We start from the raw sequence: 19,064 nt of genomic DNA, 5'->3' as shown, positions 1-19,064 counted from the left end.
CGCAGCTGCCCACTTCGCCGAGCACGGCATCACCAGAATCGAGCGCCTGATGACCGACAACGCCTGGGCCTACAAGTGGTCACTGCGCGGGATCTGTGCCGACCTCGGCATCCAGCAGAAATTCATCAAACCCCACTGCCCGTGGCAGAACGGCAAGGTCGAGAGGTTCAACCGGACCCTGGCCACCGAGTGGGCCTACCGCCAAACCTTCACCAGCAACCACGACCGCCAAGCCGCCCTTGCACCCTGGCTGGAAACTTACAACACTGTCCGTGGCCACAGCGCACTCGGTGGACTACCTCCCACCAGCCGCCTGTAACCAACCTCCTGGCCGGGTACACCTAGCTCAGAGGCCGAACAGCGTGCCCGGCAGCAGGTGCGGGATGGTCACCACCGCCCAGAACCGCAGGAACCGGCCCAGTACGGACACGGCGGCGAACAGCCACCACGGCATCCGCAGCGCCCCAGCCAGCACCGCGACCAGCGCGTACGGCGGCAGCCCGGAGAAGGCGCTGACGAACGTCACCGCCGCCGGTCCCCATCCGTGCTCGGAGCACCAGTCCTCCACCCGGGTCATCCGCTGCACCCAGCGGCCCTGGGTGCGGGTGCGCAGCCGCTCGGTGGAGAGCACCCCTCGGCCGACCAGGTACGAGAGCATCTTTCCGGCCACCTGCCCGACCGCTCCGGCCAGCGCCAACCAGATGCCCGGAACATCGGTCCACGCTGCCGCACCGAGCAGGTACAGCTCGGCCGGCAGCACCATCACCACCGCCGAGAGCGCGCAGTAGCCGAACGCAGCGGCCAGCTCCCACATCGCCGCTCAGCCGGTCAGCGTCTTGCCGGCGTCCCGGTGCCAGATGCCGGCGTCCAGATACCTCTCCGTGCCGATCTGGTAACCGAGCGCGGTGTAGAACCCGAGTGCGCTCTCCTGGGCGGACAGCTCGACCTGCACCTGCCCGCTGGTGGCGTGCTCGGCCAGGGCGATGCGTTCCGCCTCGACCATCAACGCCCGGCCGATGCCCTGGCCGCGACTGCTGGCACGGACCGCCACCCGGGTCACGTGCACGGTGCCGGGTTCCTCGACCAGCAGCCGCGCCGTGCCCAGGTCCTGCCCGTCGGCCACGGCCAGCAGGTGCACCGCACCGGGCAGGTGGTCGCGCTCGTCCAGCTCTTCGGCCAGCGGCACGTCCTGCTCTGCCACGAACACCTCGAAGCGCAGCGCGTGCACCCGCTGCAGACCTGCCGCATCAGCGACCCGGAGCACCTGCACCTCTGCTGGCCTGGTCATCGCAGCGTGCTCTCCCGCAACGTGGCCAGGGCAACGGCCAGGTCGTCGGGGTACTCGCTGGTCACCTCCACCCAGTCACCGCTGGCGGGGTGGGCGAAGCCGAGCCGCATGGCGTGCAGCCACTGCCGGTGCAGGTCGAGCCGTTCGGCCAGCCGAGGGTCGGCGCCATACGTGACGTCCCCCACGCACGGGTGCCCGATCGCGGCAGCGTGCACCCGGATCTGGTGGGTGCGCCCAGTCTCCAGGTGCACCTCCAGCAGGGTGGCGCCGGGCATCGCCTCCACAGTCTGGTAGTGGGTGATGCTCGGTCTGCCGTCGGCGACCACCGCCCACCGGTAGTGGTGGTCCGGGTGGCGGCCGATCGGGGCGTCGATGGTGCCGGTGGTCGGGTCCGGATGGCCCTGGACGACGGCGTGGTACACCTTGGTCACGGTCCGTTCCTTGAACGCCCGCTTCAGCACGGTGTACGCCCGTTCGCTCTTCGCCACCACCATCAGCCCGGACGTACCCACGTCCAGGCGGTGCACCACGCCCTGCCGCTCGGCTGCGCCAGAGGTGGACACCCGGTACCCGGCCGCGGCCAGCGCACCCACGACCGTCGGACCCTGCCAGCCTGGACTGGGGTGTGCAGCCACCCCGACCGGCTTGTCCACGACCACCACGTCGTCGTCGTCGAAGCGGATCGCCATCCCAGGAACCGGTTCTGGTGGCGGCGGAGGCTCGGCGGCCAGATCCGGCAGCACCACATCCAGCCAGGCTCCGGCGCGCAGCCGGTCCGACTTGCCGAGGACCTGCCCGTCCATCGTCACCGCTCCGGCGGCGGCGAGGTCGGCGACCTTGGTCCGGCTCATCCCGAGCAGCCGGGACAGCGCTGCATCGACCCGCTGGCCGGCCAGACCGTCGGGCACCGGCAGGGAGCGACGGTCAGCCATCGGCGGACGTCCGCTTCGGTGCTGCCGGGCGGGTCGGACCGTCCTGCTGCGCGGGGCTGTCGGCCGCACCGGCCTCGTCGGGATCCCCGGCCTCGTCCTCGGCCGGCTCCTGCTCGTCCGCAGGCGTGGCGACGTGCTTGCCCTCGGCGGGTGCGCCGTCCCGCTGGGAGCCTGCGGCCCGCTGGCCGTCCACGCCGATGCCGCCGAAGGAGAGCACCGCGATGGCGACCGCGGAGAGCACGATCGCGATGTCGGCCACGTTGCCGACGAACCAGCCGTTGTAGTTGATGAAGTCCACCACGTGCCCCACGGCAAAACCTGGTTCGCGGAACAGCCGGTCGCCGAGGTTGCCCAGCGTCCCGCCGAGCAGCGCTCCCAGGGCTACCGCCCAACCACGGGACCCCAAGCGGCGGGAGATGCGCACGATCACCACGGTCACCACCACCGCCGCGATCGTGAACACCCAGGTGGAGCCCTCGGCGAGGGAGAACGCCGCACCCGGGTTGAACACCAGGCTCAGACCGAGGAAGTCGCCGAGCAGCGGGTGGAACTGCCCGACCTCGAGAGTGTTCACCACGACCTGCTTGCTGGCCTGGTCGATCACCAGCACGACGAGAGTGAGGATGGCGACCAGCGCGATCAGTCCTCGTCGCGGCCGCTGCTCCTGGCCCCGCTGGCCCATCGGTGCTCTCCTCGGTGGTCATGACGACGGCGGGCCCCCAGATACCCCGGGGGCCCGCCGTCGGTCGGTGTCAGTGCGCCAGCGGCCTCATGGGCGGCGCAGGTCGGTGTGCTCGCCCGAGGCGTACTGGGAGGAGATGCTGCCGCGGCCTTCGACGTCGCTGAGCAGACCCTCCAGGTAGCTCTTCAGCCGGGTGCGGTAGTCCCGCTCGAACACGCGCAGCTCGTCGATCTTGCGCTCCAGCAGGGACCGTTCGCTCTCCAGCTGGCTGAGCGTGCGGTGACGCTGCTCGTCCGCCTCACGGGTGAGCCGCTCGCCCTCGGCGCGCGCCTCGGAGACCAGCCGGTCTGCCTCGGCCTTGCCGTTGTTGACGTACTCGTCGTGCAGGCGCTGGGCCAGCTGCAGCATACCCGTGGCCGACTCCGGCTCGTTCGCGGCTGCGGCCGGGGCAGCGGCCTCGGCGGCGGAGGTCGCCGCGGGAGCCGGCTCCGGGGCGGGAGCCTCGGCCTCGGCGGCGGCGGACTCGTCGGCCGACGTGGCGGACGGAGCGGGCTCCGTCTGCTCGGCACCGGACGGGGCTGCCGGTGCCTGCACCGGGCTGAACTGGGTGGTCTCGTCCGCGGACCCCTCCGGGGTCGGGGCCGGGGCTGCACCGCCGGAGAGCTCGGCGATACGTCGCTCCGCCGCCTCCAGCTTGGCCTTCAGCTCTTCGTTCTCGCCGCCGACCACGCGCAGCGTGTTGACGACCTCGTCGAGGAAGTCATCCACCTCGTCCTGGTCGTACCCCTCGCGGAACTTGGTGGGCTGGAACTTCTTGTTGAGGACGTCGTCTGCGGTGAGCAGAGCCATAGTCGTCACCTCGGTCTGTTTCGGTCGGGTCGGCGGGTCACCGACGGAGGTCTTCCAACTGATCCCACAGGTACGGTAGCGGATCCCGTGCTGCTACGCGTCACGCGGGTACGAACTGGCCAAGGATACCCAGGAGCACCCAGCTCACCACCAGGATGATGAGGAAGGCGACGTCCAGGGCCATACCGCCCAGCCGCAGCGGCGGGATCAGCCGACGCAGCGCTTTCAGCGGCGGGTCGGTCACGCTGAACACGGCTTCGGCTGCCAGCAGCGCCACTCCACGCGGTTTCCACTCACGCGCGAAGTACATCACCCAGTCGAAGGCCATCCGCACGAGGAGCGCGACGACGAACAGCAGGACGAGCAGATAGGCGATGCCGAACAGCCACTGCACCGTCAGCTCTGGTTGAAGAAGCGGGACTTCGACTCGACCTCGTGCCGCTCGCTGGCCACCTCGACCGCAGCCGGGGAGAGGAGGAACACCTTGTTGGTCACGCGCTCGATCGTACCGCGCAGGCCGAAGATCAGCCCGGCGGAGAAGTCCACCAGGCGCTTCGCCTCGGCGTCGGTCATGTCGGTGAGGTTCATGATCACCGGGGTGCCGGCGCGGAACGCCTCACCGATCGACTTCGCGTCGGTGTAGGTGCGCGGGTGCACAGTGGTGATGCGGCGCAACCCTTGCGCGTTGTGCGACGCCGCCTGGCTGATCGGGGTCACCTGAGCCTCCTGCACGTCCTGTGTCTCCTCAACCTCGTCGTAGTCGGAGTAGTCCTGCTCGTAGGACGTCTCGGCGTACCGGTCCTCGTTCTCCGGGTCGGCCTCGGAGAGGCCGAGGTACAGCATCGTCTTGCGCAGCGCTCCCATGCCTGCTCCTCGTTCGGTCCGGCGGATGCCGGGTGGGGAAGTGGTCGCTTCCGACGCTAGACCAGGCCGGGCCCGCAACGTCGGCACCACCGGCGGCGTGTCGCAGGTGTCGGTGGGCGACGGTGACGCAGGTGGGCGACAGGGTTCAGTCCAGCCGGACCACACCGGCGAACCGCCCGCACACGCCGCTGCGCCGGTAGGAGAAGAACCGCTCGTCCTCCAGGGTGCAGATCGCCTGGTGATCCACACGAGTGATCCCGGCAGCGTGCAGCTGGGCGTGCACACCGGCGGGCAGGTCGAGCGCAGGGGTGCCCCAGGACGTGGTGGCGTGCAGCTCCGCCAGCTGGGCGGAGGCCTCGGTGCGCAGCGCTCGGGGCACCTCGTAGCAGCGTCCGCAGATCGAGGGGCCGATCGCCGCGTGCGTGACGGTCACCCCCTCCTCTGCTAGTGCTGCGACCGCGGTCGGGACCGCACCAGCGAGCACCCCTTTGCGGCCCGCATGCACGGCCGCGACACCGCCCGGCCCGGCCAGCAGCACCGGGACGCAGTCGGCGACCAGGACTGCCACCGCGGCTCCGGCCGCGGTGGTCAGGACGATGTCCGCCACCGGCTCCTCCCCCAGCGCGGGGACGGCCTGGGCGTCCCACCGGAACACGTCCACACCATGCACCTGACGCACGAACGCAACAGGTGCGTCGGCCGTGCGGGCGAGGATGCCCCGGTTGCGGGCCACTGCCTCCGGGGCGTCCCCGACACCTGCGCCCAGGTTGAGCGAAGCGTGCTCGCCCTCGCTCACACCCCCGGCGCGGGTGGTGAAGGCCGCCCAGGTGCCCGCACCGAGCTCTGCGGTCAGCACCTCACTTGAGGAAGTCGGGAACGTCCAGGTCATCATCGCGGCGGCGCGGCTCCTCGTCGAAGACGTGCGGCACCTCCACCGGCGCACCCTGGTTCGGAGGCGTCGACTGCGCCACTGGCACCGGCTGCCGTGGTGGCTCGGTGCTCACTGCAGGCTCCGGGGCGGGTGCGGTGGTGGGGGCCGGCCGGGCCTCCTGGGCCTGCTGCGGCACCTCGCGGGCGGGTGCTGCCGGTGGGACCGGTGGTGCAGCGGCCGGCGGCTCCTGGGTGCGGGGCGCCGCTCGGGTGACCGGCTCCGGCTGTGCATTGGGCTGCGGCGCGCCGGAGTCGAAGCCGGCGGCGATCACGGTGACACGCACCTCGTCGCCGAGTGCGTCGTCGATCACCGCACCGAAGATGATGTTCGCCTCCGGGTGCGCTGCCTCCTGGACCAGCCGGGCCGCCTCGTGGATCTCGAAGAGCCCCAGGTCGCTGCCACCCTGGATGGACAGCAGCACCCCGTGCGCGCCATCGATGCTGGCTTCCAGCAACGGCGAGGAGATCGCCAGCTCCGAGGCCTGCACGGCACGGTCGTCCCCGCGGGCGGACCCGATGCCCATCAGCGCACTGCCGGCGCCCTGCATCACTGACTTCACGTCGGCGAAGTCGAGGTTGATCAGGCCGGGGGTGGTGATCAGGTCGGTGATGCCCTGCACACCGGAGAGGAGTACCTGGTCGGCGGACTTGAAGGCGTCCAGGACCGAGACGTTCCGGTCGCTGATGGACAGCAGCCGGTCGTTCGGGATCGTGATCAGCGTGTCCACCTCGGCGCGCAGCGCGTCGATGCCGGCATCGGCCTGCACTCCGCGCCGGCGGCCCTCGAAGGTGAACGGACGGGTGACCACACCGATGGTCAGCGCACCGAGCGAGCGGGCGATCTTGGCCACCACCGGAGCGCCGCCGGTACCGGTACCACCACCCTCACCGGCGGTGACGAAGACCATGTCGGCCCCGCGCAGGACCTCCTCGATCTCCTCCGCGTGGTCCTCGGCCGCCTTCTTGCCGACCTCCGGGTCGGCACCGGCGCCCAGGCCCCGGGTCAGCTCTCGTCCGACGTCGAGCTTGACGTCGGCGTCGCTCATCAGCAGTGCTTGTGCGTCGGTGTTGATGGCGATGAACTCCACGCCCTTCAACCCGACCTCGATCATCCGGTTGACGGCGTTCACTCCGCCGCCGCCGATGCCGACCACCTTGATGACCGCCAGGTAGTTCTGCGGTGCCGCCACGTCGATCCCTCTCGTTCGGTGCTCGGTTGCTACTCTCAACCCTCAACCTCAACCTGAGGCTTAGAGTTATGTCATTTTCTGGCATTGATGACGCTAGGTGCCACGCCCTGGTTCGGCAACGACATCGGCGGGTGTGTCGCGCGTGTCGCCGACCGACCGGCGTGTCTGGACGTCGGCGTGTCCTCAGTCCGGATCCGGCTCGCCGATGGTGATCGGTGCACGCGGGGCGGACACGTCGTACCCGGTGGCCTCCACCTGGCGCAACGTCTGCAGCACCTGCACCTTGAGCGCGTTCTCCGCCGAGCCGCCCCAGAACACCTCGACGCCGTCAGCGAGCTCGAGCTGGACCTGGTTCGAGGAGGGGGCGCTGGCCGCGGTGACCTCCGCGAGCAGGTCCTCGGGGAGTGCACCGAGCACCTCCAGCACCGCGGCCAGCGAACCGGCGGTGCCCTCCTCCCCCAGCGGCACGTCCACCAGGGGAAGGTTCTCCGGCGCCTCCTGCTGACGGCGGAGCTCGACACCCACATCGTCCAGGACCACCACCTCCTGGCCGTCTGCGACCACCGCTACCGGCACTCGCGGCTCGATGGTGATCTGCAGCCCGTGCGGCCAGTCCCGCTGCACCCGCGCGTCCTGCACACCCACGATCTCGTGCAGCTGCTCCACCAGACCGGCGGTGTCCAGCCGCGCCAGCGGCGTGCCCTCCGCCCCGGCAGCGACGGCGAGCACCTCCTCCTCCGAGACGATCTGGTTCGTGCCCTGCACCTCGATCTCACCGCTGCGCAGCGCGAGCAGCGAGGAGAAGAGCAGCACGTAGGCGCAGCCGGTGACCAGCAGCACACCGAGGACGGCCAGTGCGACCGTACGCCACCGCAGCCGGCGCACTGCGGCCTTGCGTTCTGCGAGCCGATCGGCGAACTGGGCGGAGACCCGCGGTCGGTCCCGTAGCGGTGCCGCCAGCTCGGCGGACCGCGGCGCGACGGGGACCGGCGTCGTGCTGCGGGTGGTCTTCGCGGCGCTGGCACGGGCAGCCTTCCGGGGAGTCTCCGGTGTGCCCTTCCCCCTGGTCCTGGAGGCCGTTGCGCTCAGCGGCTTCGCCGTGCCGGCGCGGGCGGTGCGCCGGCGCTGGGCTGGTGTCTGCTCGGCTGCCGGTCGGCGCTGGCTGGAGCGGACCTTCGGCTGCGTCGGTGCCCTCACGATCGCTCCCGAGCCCGTGCCTCGATCCGCTCCAGGATCACCGGCGCCAGTGCGGTGACGTCACCTGCACCGACAGTGAGCACCAGGTCACCGGGGCGGGCCAGGTCGGCGACGGCGTGCGCAGCAGCCTCGTGGTCGGCCAGGTACCGCGCCCCGGGGACGCGCTCGGCGACCAGCGCGGAGGTGATGCCGGGGCGCGGCTCCTCCCGTGCCGGGAAGATCGCGGTGAGCACCACGGCGTCGGCAGCCGTCAGCGCGCGAGCGAAGTCGGTCGCGAACGCCTCGGTGCGGGAGAACAGGTGCGGCTGGAACAGCACCAGCACCCGCCCGGCTCCGGCGACCTGCCGGGCGGTGGCCAGCAACGCCGCCACCTCGGTCGGGTGGTGCGCGTAGTCGTCGACCACCCGCACGCCACCGGCACTCCCCCGGTCCTCGAACCGCCGCGCCGTTCCGGTGAAGGACCCGAGCGCCCGGGCCAGGGCCACCGGGTCGGCGCCGAGCTCCCGGCCCGCGCACCAGGCGGCGGTGGCGTTGCGCAGGTTGTGCTCACCGGGGACCGGCAGCACCAGCTCGACCGGATCGCTGGTCCGTCCGGAGACGTCCGTGGCGACCAGCTCGGCACGAGAGCCGCTGCCGTGCAGCTCGCGCACCCGCACCTGCACCTGCTCGGGCGGACCGCCCTGCACCGGCATCGTCCCGTAGCCGAGCACCCTGGTGCCGACGGCTGCGGCCTGGCGGGCCAGGGCGGCAGCACCAGGGTCGTCGGTGCAGGCGACGAGCAGGCCACCGGGCACGATCCGGTCCGCGAAGTCCGCGAAGGCCTGGTGCACGGCATCTGGTGTGCCGTAGTGGTCCAGGTGGTCCGGCTCGATGTTCGTCACCACGGCGACCCGCGGGTGGTAGGCCAGGAACGAGCCGTCGGACTCGTCTGCCTCGGCCACGAACACGCCACCGGTGCCGAGGTGTCCGCCGCTGCCGCGACCACGCAGCCCGGCACCGATCGCGTAGCTGGGGTCCTGGCCCAGGTCGGACAGGGCGAGGGCAAGCATCGCCGAGGTGGTGGTCTTGCCGTGCGCACCGGCTACGGCCACGAAGTCCTGACCCGCAGCGACCCGGGCCAGCGCCTGCGAGCGGTGCACCACCTCGATGCCCTGCTCCCGGGCCGCGACGACCTCGGGGTTGTCCGCGGCGATCGCGGTGGAGACCACCACCAGGTCGGCACCGGCCACGTGGCCGGCATCGTGTCCCACGTGCACGGTGGCACCGAGGCCGGCCAGGCGGCGTAGCACGGGCGAGTCCGCCCGGTCCGAACCGCTCACCGTCTGCCCCTGGGCGAGCATCAGCTCGGCGATCACCGACATCCCGGCACCACCGATGGCCACGAAGTGTGCTCGCATCACCGGCTCCTGGACACGTCGAGGACCAGGTCGGTCAGCCGGGCGGCGGCGTCGGTGATCCCGGCACGGGCGGCGTCGGCCCCCATCTGGGCACGTTGGTCGGCATCGCTGACCAGTGGCAGCAGGTGCGCTCGGAGCCAGTCCGGGGTCAGCTCGTGGTCGGCCACCAGCAGCCCGCCACCGGCGGAGACCACTGGGCGGGCGTTGAGCCGTTGCTCACCGTTGCCGACCGGCAGGGGCACGTAGACCGCCGGGACGCCCAGTGCGGCGAGCTCGCTGACCATCCCGGCGCCGGCGCGGCTGACCACCAGGTCTGCGCAGGCGAGCGCCTGCTCCATCTCGGTGAGGTACTCGCGCACGTGGTAGTGCTCCCGCACCGGAGGCTGTGCCGCTTCGAGGAGATCGAGCACAGCGGAAGACTTACCCTTCCCGGTCAGGTGCAGCACCTGGGCGCCCGCCTCGACCAGGGCACTGGCGAGCCGGGGCACGGTGGCGTTCAGCCGCGCCGCGCCCAGGGAGCCACCGGTGACCAACACAGTGGTCCGGTCCGGGTCCAGCCCGCAGGCCTCAGCACCGGCGCGGGCCCGTGCCTCGGGATCGACGGCCCGGTCACGGACCAGCTGAGCGATCGCTGGGCGCAACGGCAGGCCGACCAGGCGCGCCTTCGGCAACGGTGTGCCCTCGAAGGTGATCCCGACGGCGGCGGCCCAGCGGGCACCGAGCCGGTTGGCCAGCCCGGGTCGTGCGTTCTGCTCGTGCACCACGATCGGTACGCCCAGTGCGCGACCGGCCAGGTAGGCCGGGGTGGCGACGTACCCGCCGAAGCCGACGACGGCAGCTGCACCGGCGACCACCTTGCGAGCGGTGGCGGTGGCTGCGCGCCAGCGGCGCGGGAAGCGCAGCACGTCGGCGGACGGACGGCGCGGCAGCGGCACCTTCTCGATCACGGTGAGCTCGAACCCGGCGGCGGGCACGAGCTCGGCCTCGAGCCCGTCGGCCGTGCCGAGCAGCACCAGCTCGGTGTCCGGACGGCGCCGGCGCAGCTCTGCTGCGGTGGCGAGCATGGGGTTCACATGTCCCGCCGAGCCGCCACCGGCCAGGACGATGCGCTCAGCCACGCCTGCGCCTCGTACCTACCCGTCCGGAGATCACCGCCAGAGAACGGCGCATGGAGCCGCGGCGGGCGGCCAGCGCCTCCCGGGCGCCTGGCTCGTCCCGCGCGAAAGCGAGCACCATGGCCAGCCCGGCGATCGTCGTCACCAGGGAGGATCCGCCCTTGGACACCAGCGGGAGCGGGAGCCCGATCACTGGGAACAGGCCGATCGCCACACCGATGTTGATCATCGCCTGACCGAGGATCCAGCAGCCGACGGCGGCGGTGGTGATCTTCACGAACGGGTCTGGGTGCCGGGCGATCAGGCGGCACAGCCCGACCGCCAGGGCCACGAACAGGGCGAGCACCAGCAGGGCGCCGAGCAGACCCAGCTCCTCGCCGATGATCGCGAAGATGAAGTCGTTGTCCCCGGCCGGCAGCCACAGCCACTTCTCCTTCGAGGCTCCCAGACCCACTCCGGAGAGCCCGCCGGACCCCAGCCCCCACAGGGCGCGCACGCTTTGGTAGCCGGTGTCGTGGGCGTCGGTCTCAGCACCCATGCCGAGGAAGTCCAAGATGCGCCGGGTACGGCTTTCCGAAGACACCGCCAGGGCGGCGACCAGGGCGGTGACCGCGCATCCGGCGACGACAAACTTCGAGGTCGGCACACCGGCCACCCAGAGCGCTCCGGCGACCAGGGCGATGAACACCAGTGCGGTCCCCAGGTCGTGGGAGTACAGCACGGTGCCGAGGAAGAGTGCGGAGACCAGCAGTGCCGGGAAGATCACGTGCGACCAGTGCTTCAGCAGCTTGCCCTTGGTGGCGAGCACCGCACCGAGCCACAGCGCCAGCCCGAACTTGGCGAACTCCGAGGGCTGCAGCACGATCGGGCCGATGGCCACCCAGTTCGCGTTGCCACCGTCTGCGAGCACCATCGGGGTGAACACCAGCACCTGCATCGCGAGCGTGCCGAGCATGGCCGGCCAGGCCAGCGCCCGGTAGGCACGTACCGGCAACCGAGACATCAGGTAGGCCACGGGCAGGGCGATCAGCGCATAGCTGGCCTGGCCGACGAAGTCCGCGAACGGGTTGGTGCCCTCGGTGGCGTTCAGCGCGTAGATCGAGGAGGAGGAGAGCACCATCACCAGGCCGAGCACCAGCAGCAGGATGCTCACCCCGCCGATCAGGTAGTAGGTGGTGACCGGCGACTGCCAGGCGACGCTCTGCGCCCAGGGGGCACGGCGCTGCTTCCGGGCGGGCGGCCGGGTGCGGCGGGAGCCGGTCGGGCGCGCACGTCGGGCCGGGGCGGTCAGCGTGCTCATGGCCGCACCTGCCGCACGGCGGTGGCGAACTGCTCACCGCGATCGGCGTAGGAGACGAACTGGTCCATCGAGGCGCAGGCCGGCGCGAGCAGGACCACGTCGCCGGGGCGTGCGAGACCGGCGGCGCGGGTCACGGCGGTGGTCATGACCTCAGTGTCGCCAGCGGGCACCACCAGGCGCGGGACGTCGGGCGCGTGTCGGGAAAGTGCGCTGGTGATCGGCTCCGGATCGGTACCGATCACGACGGCGGCACGCAGCTTGCTCGCGAAGGTCGCCACCAGCTCGTCGAACTGCGCACCCTTGGCCAGCCCGCCGGCGATCCACACGGCCCCGCCCTCGGGCATGGCTGCCAGCGCCGCGGCAGCGGCGTGCGCATTGGTGGCCTTGGAGTCGTCGATGTACCGCACACCGTCGATCTCGGCCACAGTCTGCATCCGGTGCGGACCGGTGGTGTAGGTGCGCAGTCCTGCGGCCACGTCCGCCGGTCCCACTCCGGCTGCCCGAGCCAGAGCGGCGGCGGCCAGGGCGTTGGCGACGACGTGCCGCGGCACCGACGGCCGGTCCCGGCCGTCGGGCCCGGCGGCCCCGCCGCCGGCCTCGGCCAGGTGCGCCAGGTCGGCCAGGGTGCCCAGCTCGGCAGCGTGGCTGGCCCGGTGCGGGACGAAGGCCCGGTCGGCCAGGACGTCCTCGACCATCCCGACCTCCCCCACGGCCGGGGTACCCAGGGTGAAGCCGACCGCCCGGGCCCCCTCGGTCACGTCCGCCTGCTCCACCATCTGCCGCGTGCACGGGTCAGCGGTGTTGTACACGCAGGCCACCCGGGTGCGGGCGTAGATCCGGGCCTTCGCAGCCACGTAGGCGTTCATCGACCCGTGCCAGTCCAGGTGGTCGGCATCAACGTTCAGACAGGCAGCGGCGAGCGGGACGAGCGTGCGGGTGTAGTGCAGCTGGAAGCTGGACAGCTCCACGGCGAGCGCATCCAGCGGCCGCTCCGCGCTACGGGCGGCGAGCACCGTGGCGGCGATCGGGGTGCCCACGTTGCCCACGGCCGGGGCCTGCCAGCCGTGCGCCGCCAGGATCGAGGCGAGCATCCCGACCGTGGTGGTCTTCCCGTTGGTGCCGGTCAACGTGAGCCAACGGATCCCCGGGGGTGCGATCCGCCAGGCCAGCTCCACCTCGCTGATCACCTCGGCCCGGGCGCGGGCCAGCAGCGGGGTGCGGGGGTTCCATCCGGGCGAGGTGACCACCAGGTCCGGCTCGGTGAGCAGGGCGCGCTCGGCGAGCCGGTCCGGGTGGGGATCGGCGACCAGGGCCACCTGCGGTGGCAGCTCCACCCGGTCGGCCACAGTGGGGTCGGCGTCAGCAGCCACCACGTCGGCGCCGATCTCGGTGAGCACGTCGACCGCGGAGCGGCCGGAAGCGCCGAGGCCGGCGACGAGCACCCGGCGGCCGCGCAGCTCGTCGATCGTCGTCGGTCCCATCACGTGCCCTGGGTGACCCAGACCCAGTCGGCGTAGAACAGCCCGAAGCCGGCGCCGGCGAACAGGGCGGCGATGATCCAGAACCTGATCACGATGGTCACCTCACCCCAGCCCATCAGCTCGAAGTGATGGTGCAACGGTGCCATCTTGAACACCCTCCGGCCGGTGGCCTTGAAGAACCCGATCTGGATCACGTCGGAGATGATGATGATGACGAACAGCCCGCCGATGATCGCCCCGAGGATCTCGGTGCGGGTGAGGATGGTCAGCCCGGCCAGCGCGCCCCCCAGGGCCAGCGCACCGGTGTCCCCCATGAAGATCTTCGCCGGGGAGGCATTCCACCACAGGAAGCCGAAGCAGGCGCCGACGATCGCGGCCGTGATCATCGCCAGGTCGCGCGGGTCGCGGACCTCGTAGCACCCTGGGCCGACGCTGGCCAGCACCTGGCAGTTCTGGTTCATCTGCCAGATGCTCACCAACGTGTAGGCGGCGAAGACGAAGATGCTCGCACCGGTGGCCAGCCCGTCCAGCCCGTCGGTGAGGTTGACGGCGTTGGACCAGGCGGTGATGAGGAAGTTCGCCCAGATGACGAACAGGATCAGTCCGACGACGGTGCCGGCGAACGCGAGGTCCAGGCCGAGGTCGCGGGTGAAGGAGATGTGCGTGCTGGCAGGTGTGCGGAACCGATCGTTCGGGAACTGCAGGGCGAGCACGGAGAAGAGCACGCCGACCACTCCCTGCCCGATGATCTTCCAGGTCGGGCTCAGGCCGAGCGAACGCTGCCGGGTGATCTTGGTGAAGTCGTCCAGGAAGCCGACGACCCCCAGGCCGACCATGAGGAAGAGCAGCAGCAGCCCGGAGGCGCTGGGCACGTTGCCGGTCAGGGCACTGGCGAAGGCGTAGGCGACCAGGGTGGCGACGATGATCACCACCCCGCCCATCGTGGGGGTGCCGCGCTTGGTGAAGTGTGCCGTCGGGCCGTCCTGGCGGATGAACTGCCCGTAGTTGCGGTGCACGAGGAAGCGGATGAACAACGGGGTGCACAGCAGCGAGATGATCAGTGCGCCCGCACCGGAGAAGAGGATCCCTTTCACCGACGGTCCTCCCCGCCTGCCGCGAGCTCCCCGGCCACCAGGCGGTCGGCCAGGTGCATCAACCCGGCACCGTTGGAGGACTTCACCAGCACCACATCGCCCTCCGTGATCAGTCTTGCCAGCAGCCCCTCGGCCTCCTCGAGGCTAGCGGTCGCATGCACCTGGGACACGCCCGCCGCGCGCGCAGCGTCCGCAATCGGTTCGGCACCGGAGCCGACCGTCACCAGCAGCTGCACCCCGGTGCGTGCTGTCTCCACGCCGATCGCGGCGTGCTCCTCGGCGCTGGTGGGGCCAAGCTCAAGCATCTCGCCGAGCACGGCGACCGTACGCCGCTGGGCACCGAGCACCGCCAACGCCTGGAGCGCGGCACGCATCGAGTCCGGGTTGGCGTTGTAGGCGTCGTCGACCACAGTGATCCCACCGGCCTCGGTGACCTGCATCCGGTGCGGGCTCAGCGGCCGGGCCCCACCTGCAGCCTGGGCGACCTGGTCCAGCGGCTGACCGAGCGCGAGCGCTGCGGTGGCGGCGGCGAGCACGTTGGTGGTGTGGTGGAGGCCGACGAGCCCGGTGGCGATCTCGGCGGAGCCGGAGCTGGTGCGAAGGGTGAAGCACACCCGGCCGGCAGCATCGGTGCGCACGTTCTCGGCGCGCACCTGGGCCGCAGCCGTGGTGCCATAGCTGAGCACCTCGCGACCAGCAGCGACCTCGGCCATCGCAGCCACCCGGGCGTCGTCGGCGTTCAGCACCGCCACACCGTCGCTGCGCAGCCCCTGCACCAGCTCGGCCTTCGCAGCCGCGATGCCCTCGACGCTGCCGAAGCCGCCCAGGTGGGCGCGGCCGACGACGAGCACCACGGCGACGTCGGGCGGGGCGATCGAGGTGAGGTAGGTGAGGTTGCCGGGAGCGTCCGCCCCCATCTCCAGCACCAGCACCTGGGTGCTCTCGTCCGCGCGGAGCACGGTCAGCGGCAGGCCGATCTCGTTGTTGAACGAGCCGACCGGGGCGATCACGTGACCGAGCGGGGCGAGCAGCTGGGCGAGCACGTCCTTGGTGGTGGTCTTGCCCACCGATCCGGTGATCGCAACCACCTGCAGACCGGTCCGCTCCCGCAGCCGGGAGAGCACCTCCCGGGCGAGCGCCCCGAGCGCGGCCGGCACGTCCGGCACGTGCAGAGCGGGGATCGGGGCGTCCGGCACCGCGCGGGAGACCAGAGCGGCCACGGCACCCGCCTCGGCGGCGGCACGGAGGTAATCGTGCCCGTCGACGTGCTCCCCGTCGATCGCAGCAAACAGCCCGCCGGCACTCACCTGCCGGGAGTCGACCACCACTGGTCCGGTCACCTGCGTCGAACCGGCCACCGCAGGCTCGGCGGCCCCGACGGCAGCAGCGACCTCGGACAGGGCGAGCGCGATCATCGGTGCGACTCGCGCTCGGCCAGCGCAGCGCGGACCTCGGCCCGGTCGTCCAGGTGGTGCTCCACCCCGGCGACCTCCTGCACGGTCTCGTGCCCCCGCCCGGCCACGAGCACCGTGTCGTTCGGGCCGGCGGACAGCACAGCGCGGCGGATCGCCTCGGCGCGCGGGGCGACCTCGAACACGTCCACTGTGCGGCCAGCGCGCTGCGCGGCGGGCACTGCCCCGAGGGCTCCGGCCAGCACCTGCCGCCGGATGGTCCCGGGCTCCTCGTCGTGCGGGTCGTCGTCGGTGATCACCACCACGTCCGCCCCTGCGACGGTGACCCGGCCCATCTCCGGTCGCTTGGCGACGTCCCGCTCCCCCGTGGCACCGAAGACCACGAGCAGCCGCCCCTTGGTGGTCGGGCGCAGCGCCCGCAGCACCAGCTCGAGCGCCTCCGCATTGTGCGCGAAGTCCACGATGCAGCGGGGCTGGGTGGCCACCTGCTCCATCCGGCCGGGCACGTGCGCGCGCAGCCCGTCGCCGATCGAGGTGTGCACCTCCCGGGTGGTGAGGCCGGACTCCAGCGCCATCACCAGCGCGAGCGCAGCGTTGGCCACGTTGAACCGGCCCGGCATCCAGATGGCCGTGGACAGGCTGCGCCCGTCCCGGTGGGTCAGGGCGAAGGACGTGTGGTCGGCGCGGCCGACGGTGATCGATGCCTGCCAGTCCGCATCGGGGCCGTCCGGGCGGGTGCTGACGGTGACCACCGGAACCTGCGCTTCCCGCGCCATCCGCTGGCCCCACTCGTCGTCGACGAGCACCACGCCACGGCGAGCGCGCTCCGGGGTGAACAGGTCGGCCTTGACGGCAAAGTAGTTCTCGATGCCGCCGTGGAAGTCCAGGTGGTCGGCGGTGAGGTTGGTGAAGGCGACCAGGTCGTAGACGATCCCGTCCACCCGGTGCTGGGCCAGGGCGTGCGAGGACACCTCCATCACCAGGTCGGTGACCGAGCGGGACACCATCCGCGCCAGCAGCGCCTGGATCGCCGGTGCCTCGGGGGTGGTGAGCCGCGCCGGCACGTGCTCCTGGCCGACCTTGAGCTCCACGGTGCCGATCAGCCCAGTGGTCCGGCCGGTGCGGTGCAGGACCTCCTCGAGCAGGTAGGTGGTGGTGGTCTTGCCGTTGGTGCCGGTCACCCCGAAGGTGCGCAGCCCCTCCGCCGGGTCCCCGTACACCCAGGCGCTCACCTGCCCGAGCACGGCGCGCACATCGTCGGCCACCAGCACAGGGACACCGAGCTCGCCCAGCAGCTGTGCACCAGCCGGGTCGGTGAGCACCGCCCGGGCACCGGCGGCCACTGCGGCGGCGGCGAACGAGGCACCGTGCTGGTGGGCGCCGGGCAGCGCCGCGAACACGTCGCCGGGCCGCACCTGCCGGTTGTCCAGGGCCACACCGGTGATCTGGACCGCACCACCGGAGGTGGTGAGGCCGAACGCGGAGGCGAGCTCCGCCGTCGTCCGCGCAGACGGACTTGCCGTGGTGTTCATGATGTCGAAATCTACCGCCTGGCCCAGCTCAGGACTCATCGGGGGTGAGCGGGTACGGGTCGGCTGGCTCACCGCTGGGCGGCACACCGAGGGACTGCAGCGCGAACGAGGCGATCTCCTGGAACGCCGGCGCCGCGATCGTGCCACCGTAGATACCGCTGCTCGGGTTGTACATCACCACACCGACGGTGATCGCCGGGTCGTCGGCCGGGGCGATGCCCACGAACGAGGCGGCGACCTCGGTGAGCTGACCGTCGTCCCCGGGCATCTGTGCAGTTCCCGTCTTGCCGGCCACCCGGTAGCCGTCGATGGCCGCGTGCGTACCGGTGCCCTCCTCGGAGGCGACCACGCTCTCCAGCATCCGGATCATCTGCGCTGAGGAGTCCTCGGAGACCACCCGCACCGGTTCGCCCCGCTCCGGCTCGATCTCCTCACCGTTGCAGTCATAGCCCTCGACGAGCTGCGGTGGCATGTGCACCCCGTCGTTGGCGATGGTGGCGAACACGCCGGTGTTCTGCAGCAGGTTCACGCTCAGGCCCTGGCCGAACATGGTCGTGTACCGCTGACGGCCGTCCCACTGGTCCGGGTGCTCGAGGATCCCGGCAGTCTCCCCCGGCATCGCGATCCCGCTCTGCTCCCCCCAGCCGAGCAGCCGCATGTACTCGTACCTGGTCTCGTCGCTGAGCTGGGAGCCGATGTTCACCGTACCGGTGTTCGCCGAGTGCGCGAGCACACCGGTGGTGGTCAGCACCTGGTCCTCGTGCCAGGTGTGGTCGTGGAAGACCTGCCCGTTCTCGGTGGTCAGCTCATAGGGATCCTCGACGGCGGAGGTCGGGGTGACCTCCCCCTCCTCCAGGGCACTGAGCACAGTGAGCACCTTCCCGGTCGAGCCCGGGTCGTAGACGTCCTGGATCGAGTGCGCACCGGTGTACCGGGAGGTGTCCGGGTCGTTCGGGTCGACCACGTCGGAGTCGGCGAGGGTGAGGATGTTGCCGTCCCGGTCCAGCACGACCGCCGCGCCCCACTCCGCCCCGTAGGTGTCCACAGCCTCGTCGATCACGTTCTGGGAGAAGTGCTGCAGGTCGGTGTCGATGGTCAGCTGCACGGTGCAGCCGGGCTGGGCGGGGGTGCCGGTGCGCTGACCGGTCGGGATGACCTGACCCTGGGCCCCGATCTGCACGCTGAACTCACCGTCGGTGCCGAGCAGCCGGTTGTTCAGGCTGGACTCCAGACCTGCTGCCCCGTCACCCTCGGCGTTCACCCACCCGAGGATCTGACCGGCGGTGTTGCCGTTCGGGTAGACCCGCTCGAAGGTCTCCTCGGCACTGATGCCAGCGATGTTCAGTGCGGCGATCTCCCGCCACACCTCCGGAGCCACGTGCCGGGCGAGGACCACGTACCCGTCGTCGCCGACCAGCCGGGCGCCGAGGTCGTTCGGGTCGGCGTCGAGCAGCGGGGCGAGCCGTTCCGCAGCCGCTGCGGCGCCGTAACCGACCACCTCACCCTCGTCGTCCCGGGCCCGGTACTCCGGTACGAAGCGCTGGTCCACCACGATCCGGTAGGTCTGCACCGAGGTGGCCAGGACGTTGCCGTTGGCATCGACGATGTCCCCGCGGGCACCGTGCTCGGTATAGGTGCGGGTGTACTCGCGTTCAGCAGCGGCGGCCAGCGAGGGCCCCGCGATCATCTGCACGTAGACCAGCCGTGCGCTGATCGCCAGCACCACCACCAGCAGGGCGACCAGCAGCGCGGACTGCCGCTTCTCCGGCTGCCCCACCCGGGTGAACGCGTTCGACATCTG

19 protein-coding genes are annotated in these 19,064 nt (G+C 71.3%); 1 reads left to right on the top strand and 18 read right to left on the bottom strand.

Features of this window, described 5'->3' with window-relative positions:
• The coding region (locus K338_RS0104280; protein ID WP_027286424.1) for an integrase core domain-containing protein at positions 1 to 319 on the top strand (319 nt) is incomplete at its 5' end.
• Between the two features lie 27 nt (positions 320 to 346).
• Here K338_RS0104280 and K338_RS0104275 read toward each other — a convergent pair.
• From K338_RS0104275 to K338_RS20415, 18 genes are all read right to left on the bottom strand, one after another.
• The gene (locus K338_RS0104275; protein WP_022916946.1) at positions 347 to 814 is read right to left on the bottom strand and encodes a YqaA family protein; all 468 of its coding nucleotides are present in this window, start codon (positions 812 to 814) and stop codon (positions 347 to 349) included.
• 6 nt (positions 815 to 820) lie between these two features.
• Positions 821 to 1,288: a GNAT family N-acetyltransferase gene (locus K338_RS0104270; protein WP_022916945.1), complete on the bottom strand. Its 468-nt coding sequence runs from the start codon at positions 1,286 to 1,288 to the stop codon at positions 821 to 823.
• Entirely contained in the window at positions 1,285 to 2,220 is a 936-nt protein-coding gene (locus K338_RS0104265; RefSeq protein ID WP_022916944.1) for an RluA family pseudouridine synthase, read from the bottom strand. The genes K338_RS0104270 and K338_RS0104265 overlap by 4 nt, the downstream gene beginning before the upstream one ends.
• Positions 2,213 to 2,902, bottom strand: a complete 690-nt coding sequence (gene lspA / locus K338_RS20430) for a signal peptidase II (protein WP_022916943.1) — start codon at positions 2,900 to 2,902, stop codon at positions 2,213 to 2,215. Before lspA ends, K338_RS0104265 begins: the two co-directional genes overlap by 8 nt.
• A gap of 87 nt (positions 2,903 to 2,989) precedes the next feature.
• Positions 2,990 to 3,751: a DivIVA domain-containing protein gene (locus K338_RS20425; RefSeq protein WP_022916942.1), complete on the bottom strand. Its 762-nt coding sequence runs from the start codon at positions 3,749 to 3,751 to the stop codon at positions 2,990 to 2,992.
• 100 nt (positions 3,752 to 3,851) lie between these two features.
• Positions 3,852 to 4,145: a YggT family protein gene (locus K338_RS0104250; RefSeq protein ID WP_022916941.1), complete on the bottom strand. Its 294-nt coding sequence runs from the start codon at positions 4,143 to 4,145 to the stop codon at positions 3,852 to 3,854.
• Between the two features lie 2 nt (positions 4,146 to 4,147).
• Entirely contained in the window at positions 4,148 to 4,615 is a 468-nt protein-coding gene (locus tag K338_RS0104245) for a cell division protein SepF (RefSeq protein WP_022916940.1), read from the bottom strand.
• 145 nt (positions 4,616 to 4,760) lie between these two features.
• Entirely contained in the window at positions 4,761 to 5,507 is a 747-nt protein-coding gene (locus K338_RS0104240; protein ID WP_245542887.1) for a purine nucleoside phosphorylase YfiH/LACC1 family protein, read from the bottom strand.
• Entirely contained in the window at positions 5,473 to 6,735 is a 1,263-nt protein-coding gene (ftsZ, locus tag K338_RS0104235; protein ID WP_022916938.1) for a cell division protein FtsZ, read from the bottom strand. Before ftsZ ends, K338_RS0104240 begins: the two co-directional genes overlap by 35 nt.
• A 183-nt stretch (positions 6,736 to 6,918) precedes the next feature.
• Complete coding sequence (locus K338_RS20420; protein ID WP_022916937.1) at positions 6,919 to 7,932, bottom strand: cell division protein FtsQ/DivIB; 1,014 nt, start codon at positions 7,930 to 7,932, stop codon at positions 6,919 to 6,921.
• Entirely contained in the window at positions 7,929 to 9,329 is a 1,401-nt protein-coding gene (murC, locus tag K338_RS0104225) for a UDP-N-acetylmuramate--L-alanine ligase (protein WP_040652726.1), read from the bottom strand. Before murC ends, K338_RS20420 begins: the two co-directional genes overlap by 4 nt.
• Positions 9,329 to 10,447 (bottom strand): undecaprenyldiphospho-muramoylpentapeptide beta-N-acetylglucosaminyltransferase, encoded by a 1,119-nt coding sequence (gene murG, locus K338_RS0104220; RefSeq protein WP_027286421.1) that lies wholly within the window; start codon positions 10,445 to 10,447, stop codon positions 9,329 to 9,331. The genes murC and murG overlap by 1 nt, the downstream gene beginning before the upstream one ends.
• The gene (locus K338_RS0104215) at positions 10,440 to 11,744 is read right to left on the bottom strand and encodes an FtsW/RodA/SpoVE family cell cycle protein (RefSeq protein ID WP_022916936.1); all 1,305 of its coding nucleotides are present in this window, start codon (positions 11,742 to 11,744) and stop codon (positions 10,440 to 10,442) included. The genes murG and K338_RS0104215 overlap by 8 nt, the downstream gene beginning before the upstream one ends.
• The gene (gene murD, locus K338_RS0104210; protein WP_022916935.1) at positions 11,741 to 13,225 is read right to left on the bottom strand and encodes a UDP-N-acetylmuramoyl-L-alanine--D-glutamate ligase; all 1,485 of its coding nucleotides are present in this window, start codon (positions 13,223 to 13,225) and stop codon (positions 11,741 to 11,743) included. The genes K338_RS0104215 and murD overlap by 4 nt, the downstream gene beginning before the upstream one ends.
• Positions 13,225 to 14,319 carry a phospho-N-acetylmuramoyl-pentapeptide-transferase gene (mraY, locus tag K338_RS0104205; RefSeq protein WP_022916934.1) on the bottom strand — a complete coding sequence of 365 codons (1,095 nt, stop codon included), beginning with the start codon at positions 14,317 to 14,319 and terminating at the stop codon, positions 13,225 to 13,227. Before mraY ends, murD begins: the two co-directional genes overlap by 1 nt.
• Complete coding sequence (locus K338_RS0104200; RefSeq protein WP_022916933.1) at positions 14,316 to 15,734, bottom strand: UDP-N-acetylmuramoyl-tripeptide--D-alanyl-D-alanine ligase; 1,419 nt, start codon at positions 15,732 to 15,734, stop codon at positions 14,316 to 14,318. The genes mraY and K338_RS0104200 overlap by 4 nt, the downstream gene beginning before the upstream one ends.
• Complete coding sequence (locus tag K338_RS0104195; RefSeq protein WP_245542886.1) at positions 15,731 to 17,302, bottom strand: UDP-N-acetylmuramoyl-L-alanyl-D-glutamate--2,6-diaminopimelate ligase; 1,572 nt, start codon at positions 17,300 to 17,302, stop codon at positions 15,731 to 15,733. The genes K338_RS0104200 and K338_RS0104195 overlap by 4 nt, the downstream gene beginning before the upstream one ends.
• Positions 17,292 to 19,061, bottom strand: coding sequence for a peptidoglycan D,D-transpeptidase FtsI family protein (locus K338_RS20415; protein WP_051154660.1), 1,770 nt, complete (start codon positions 19,059 to 19,061; stop codon positions 17,292 to 17,294). The genes K338_RS0104195 and K338_RS20415 overlap by 11 nt, the downstream gene beginning before the upstream one ends.
• Positions 19,062 to 19,064 lie beyond the last annotated feature (3 nt).

This window comes from Ruania albidiflava DSM 18029 (assembly GCF_000421225.1).
Lineage (GTDB): Bacteria > Actinomycetota > Actinomycetes > Actinomycetales > Beutenbergiaceae > Ruania > Ruania albidiflava.
Note: the sequence above shows the minus strand (reverse complement) of the source record. Positions and strands in the feature narration are given on the sequence as shown.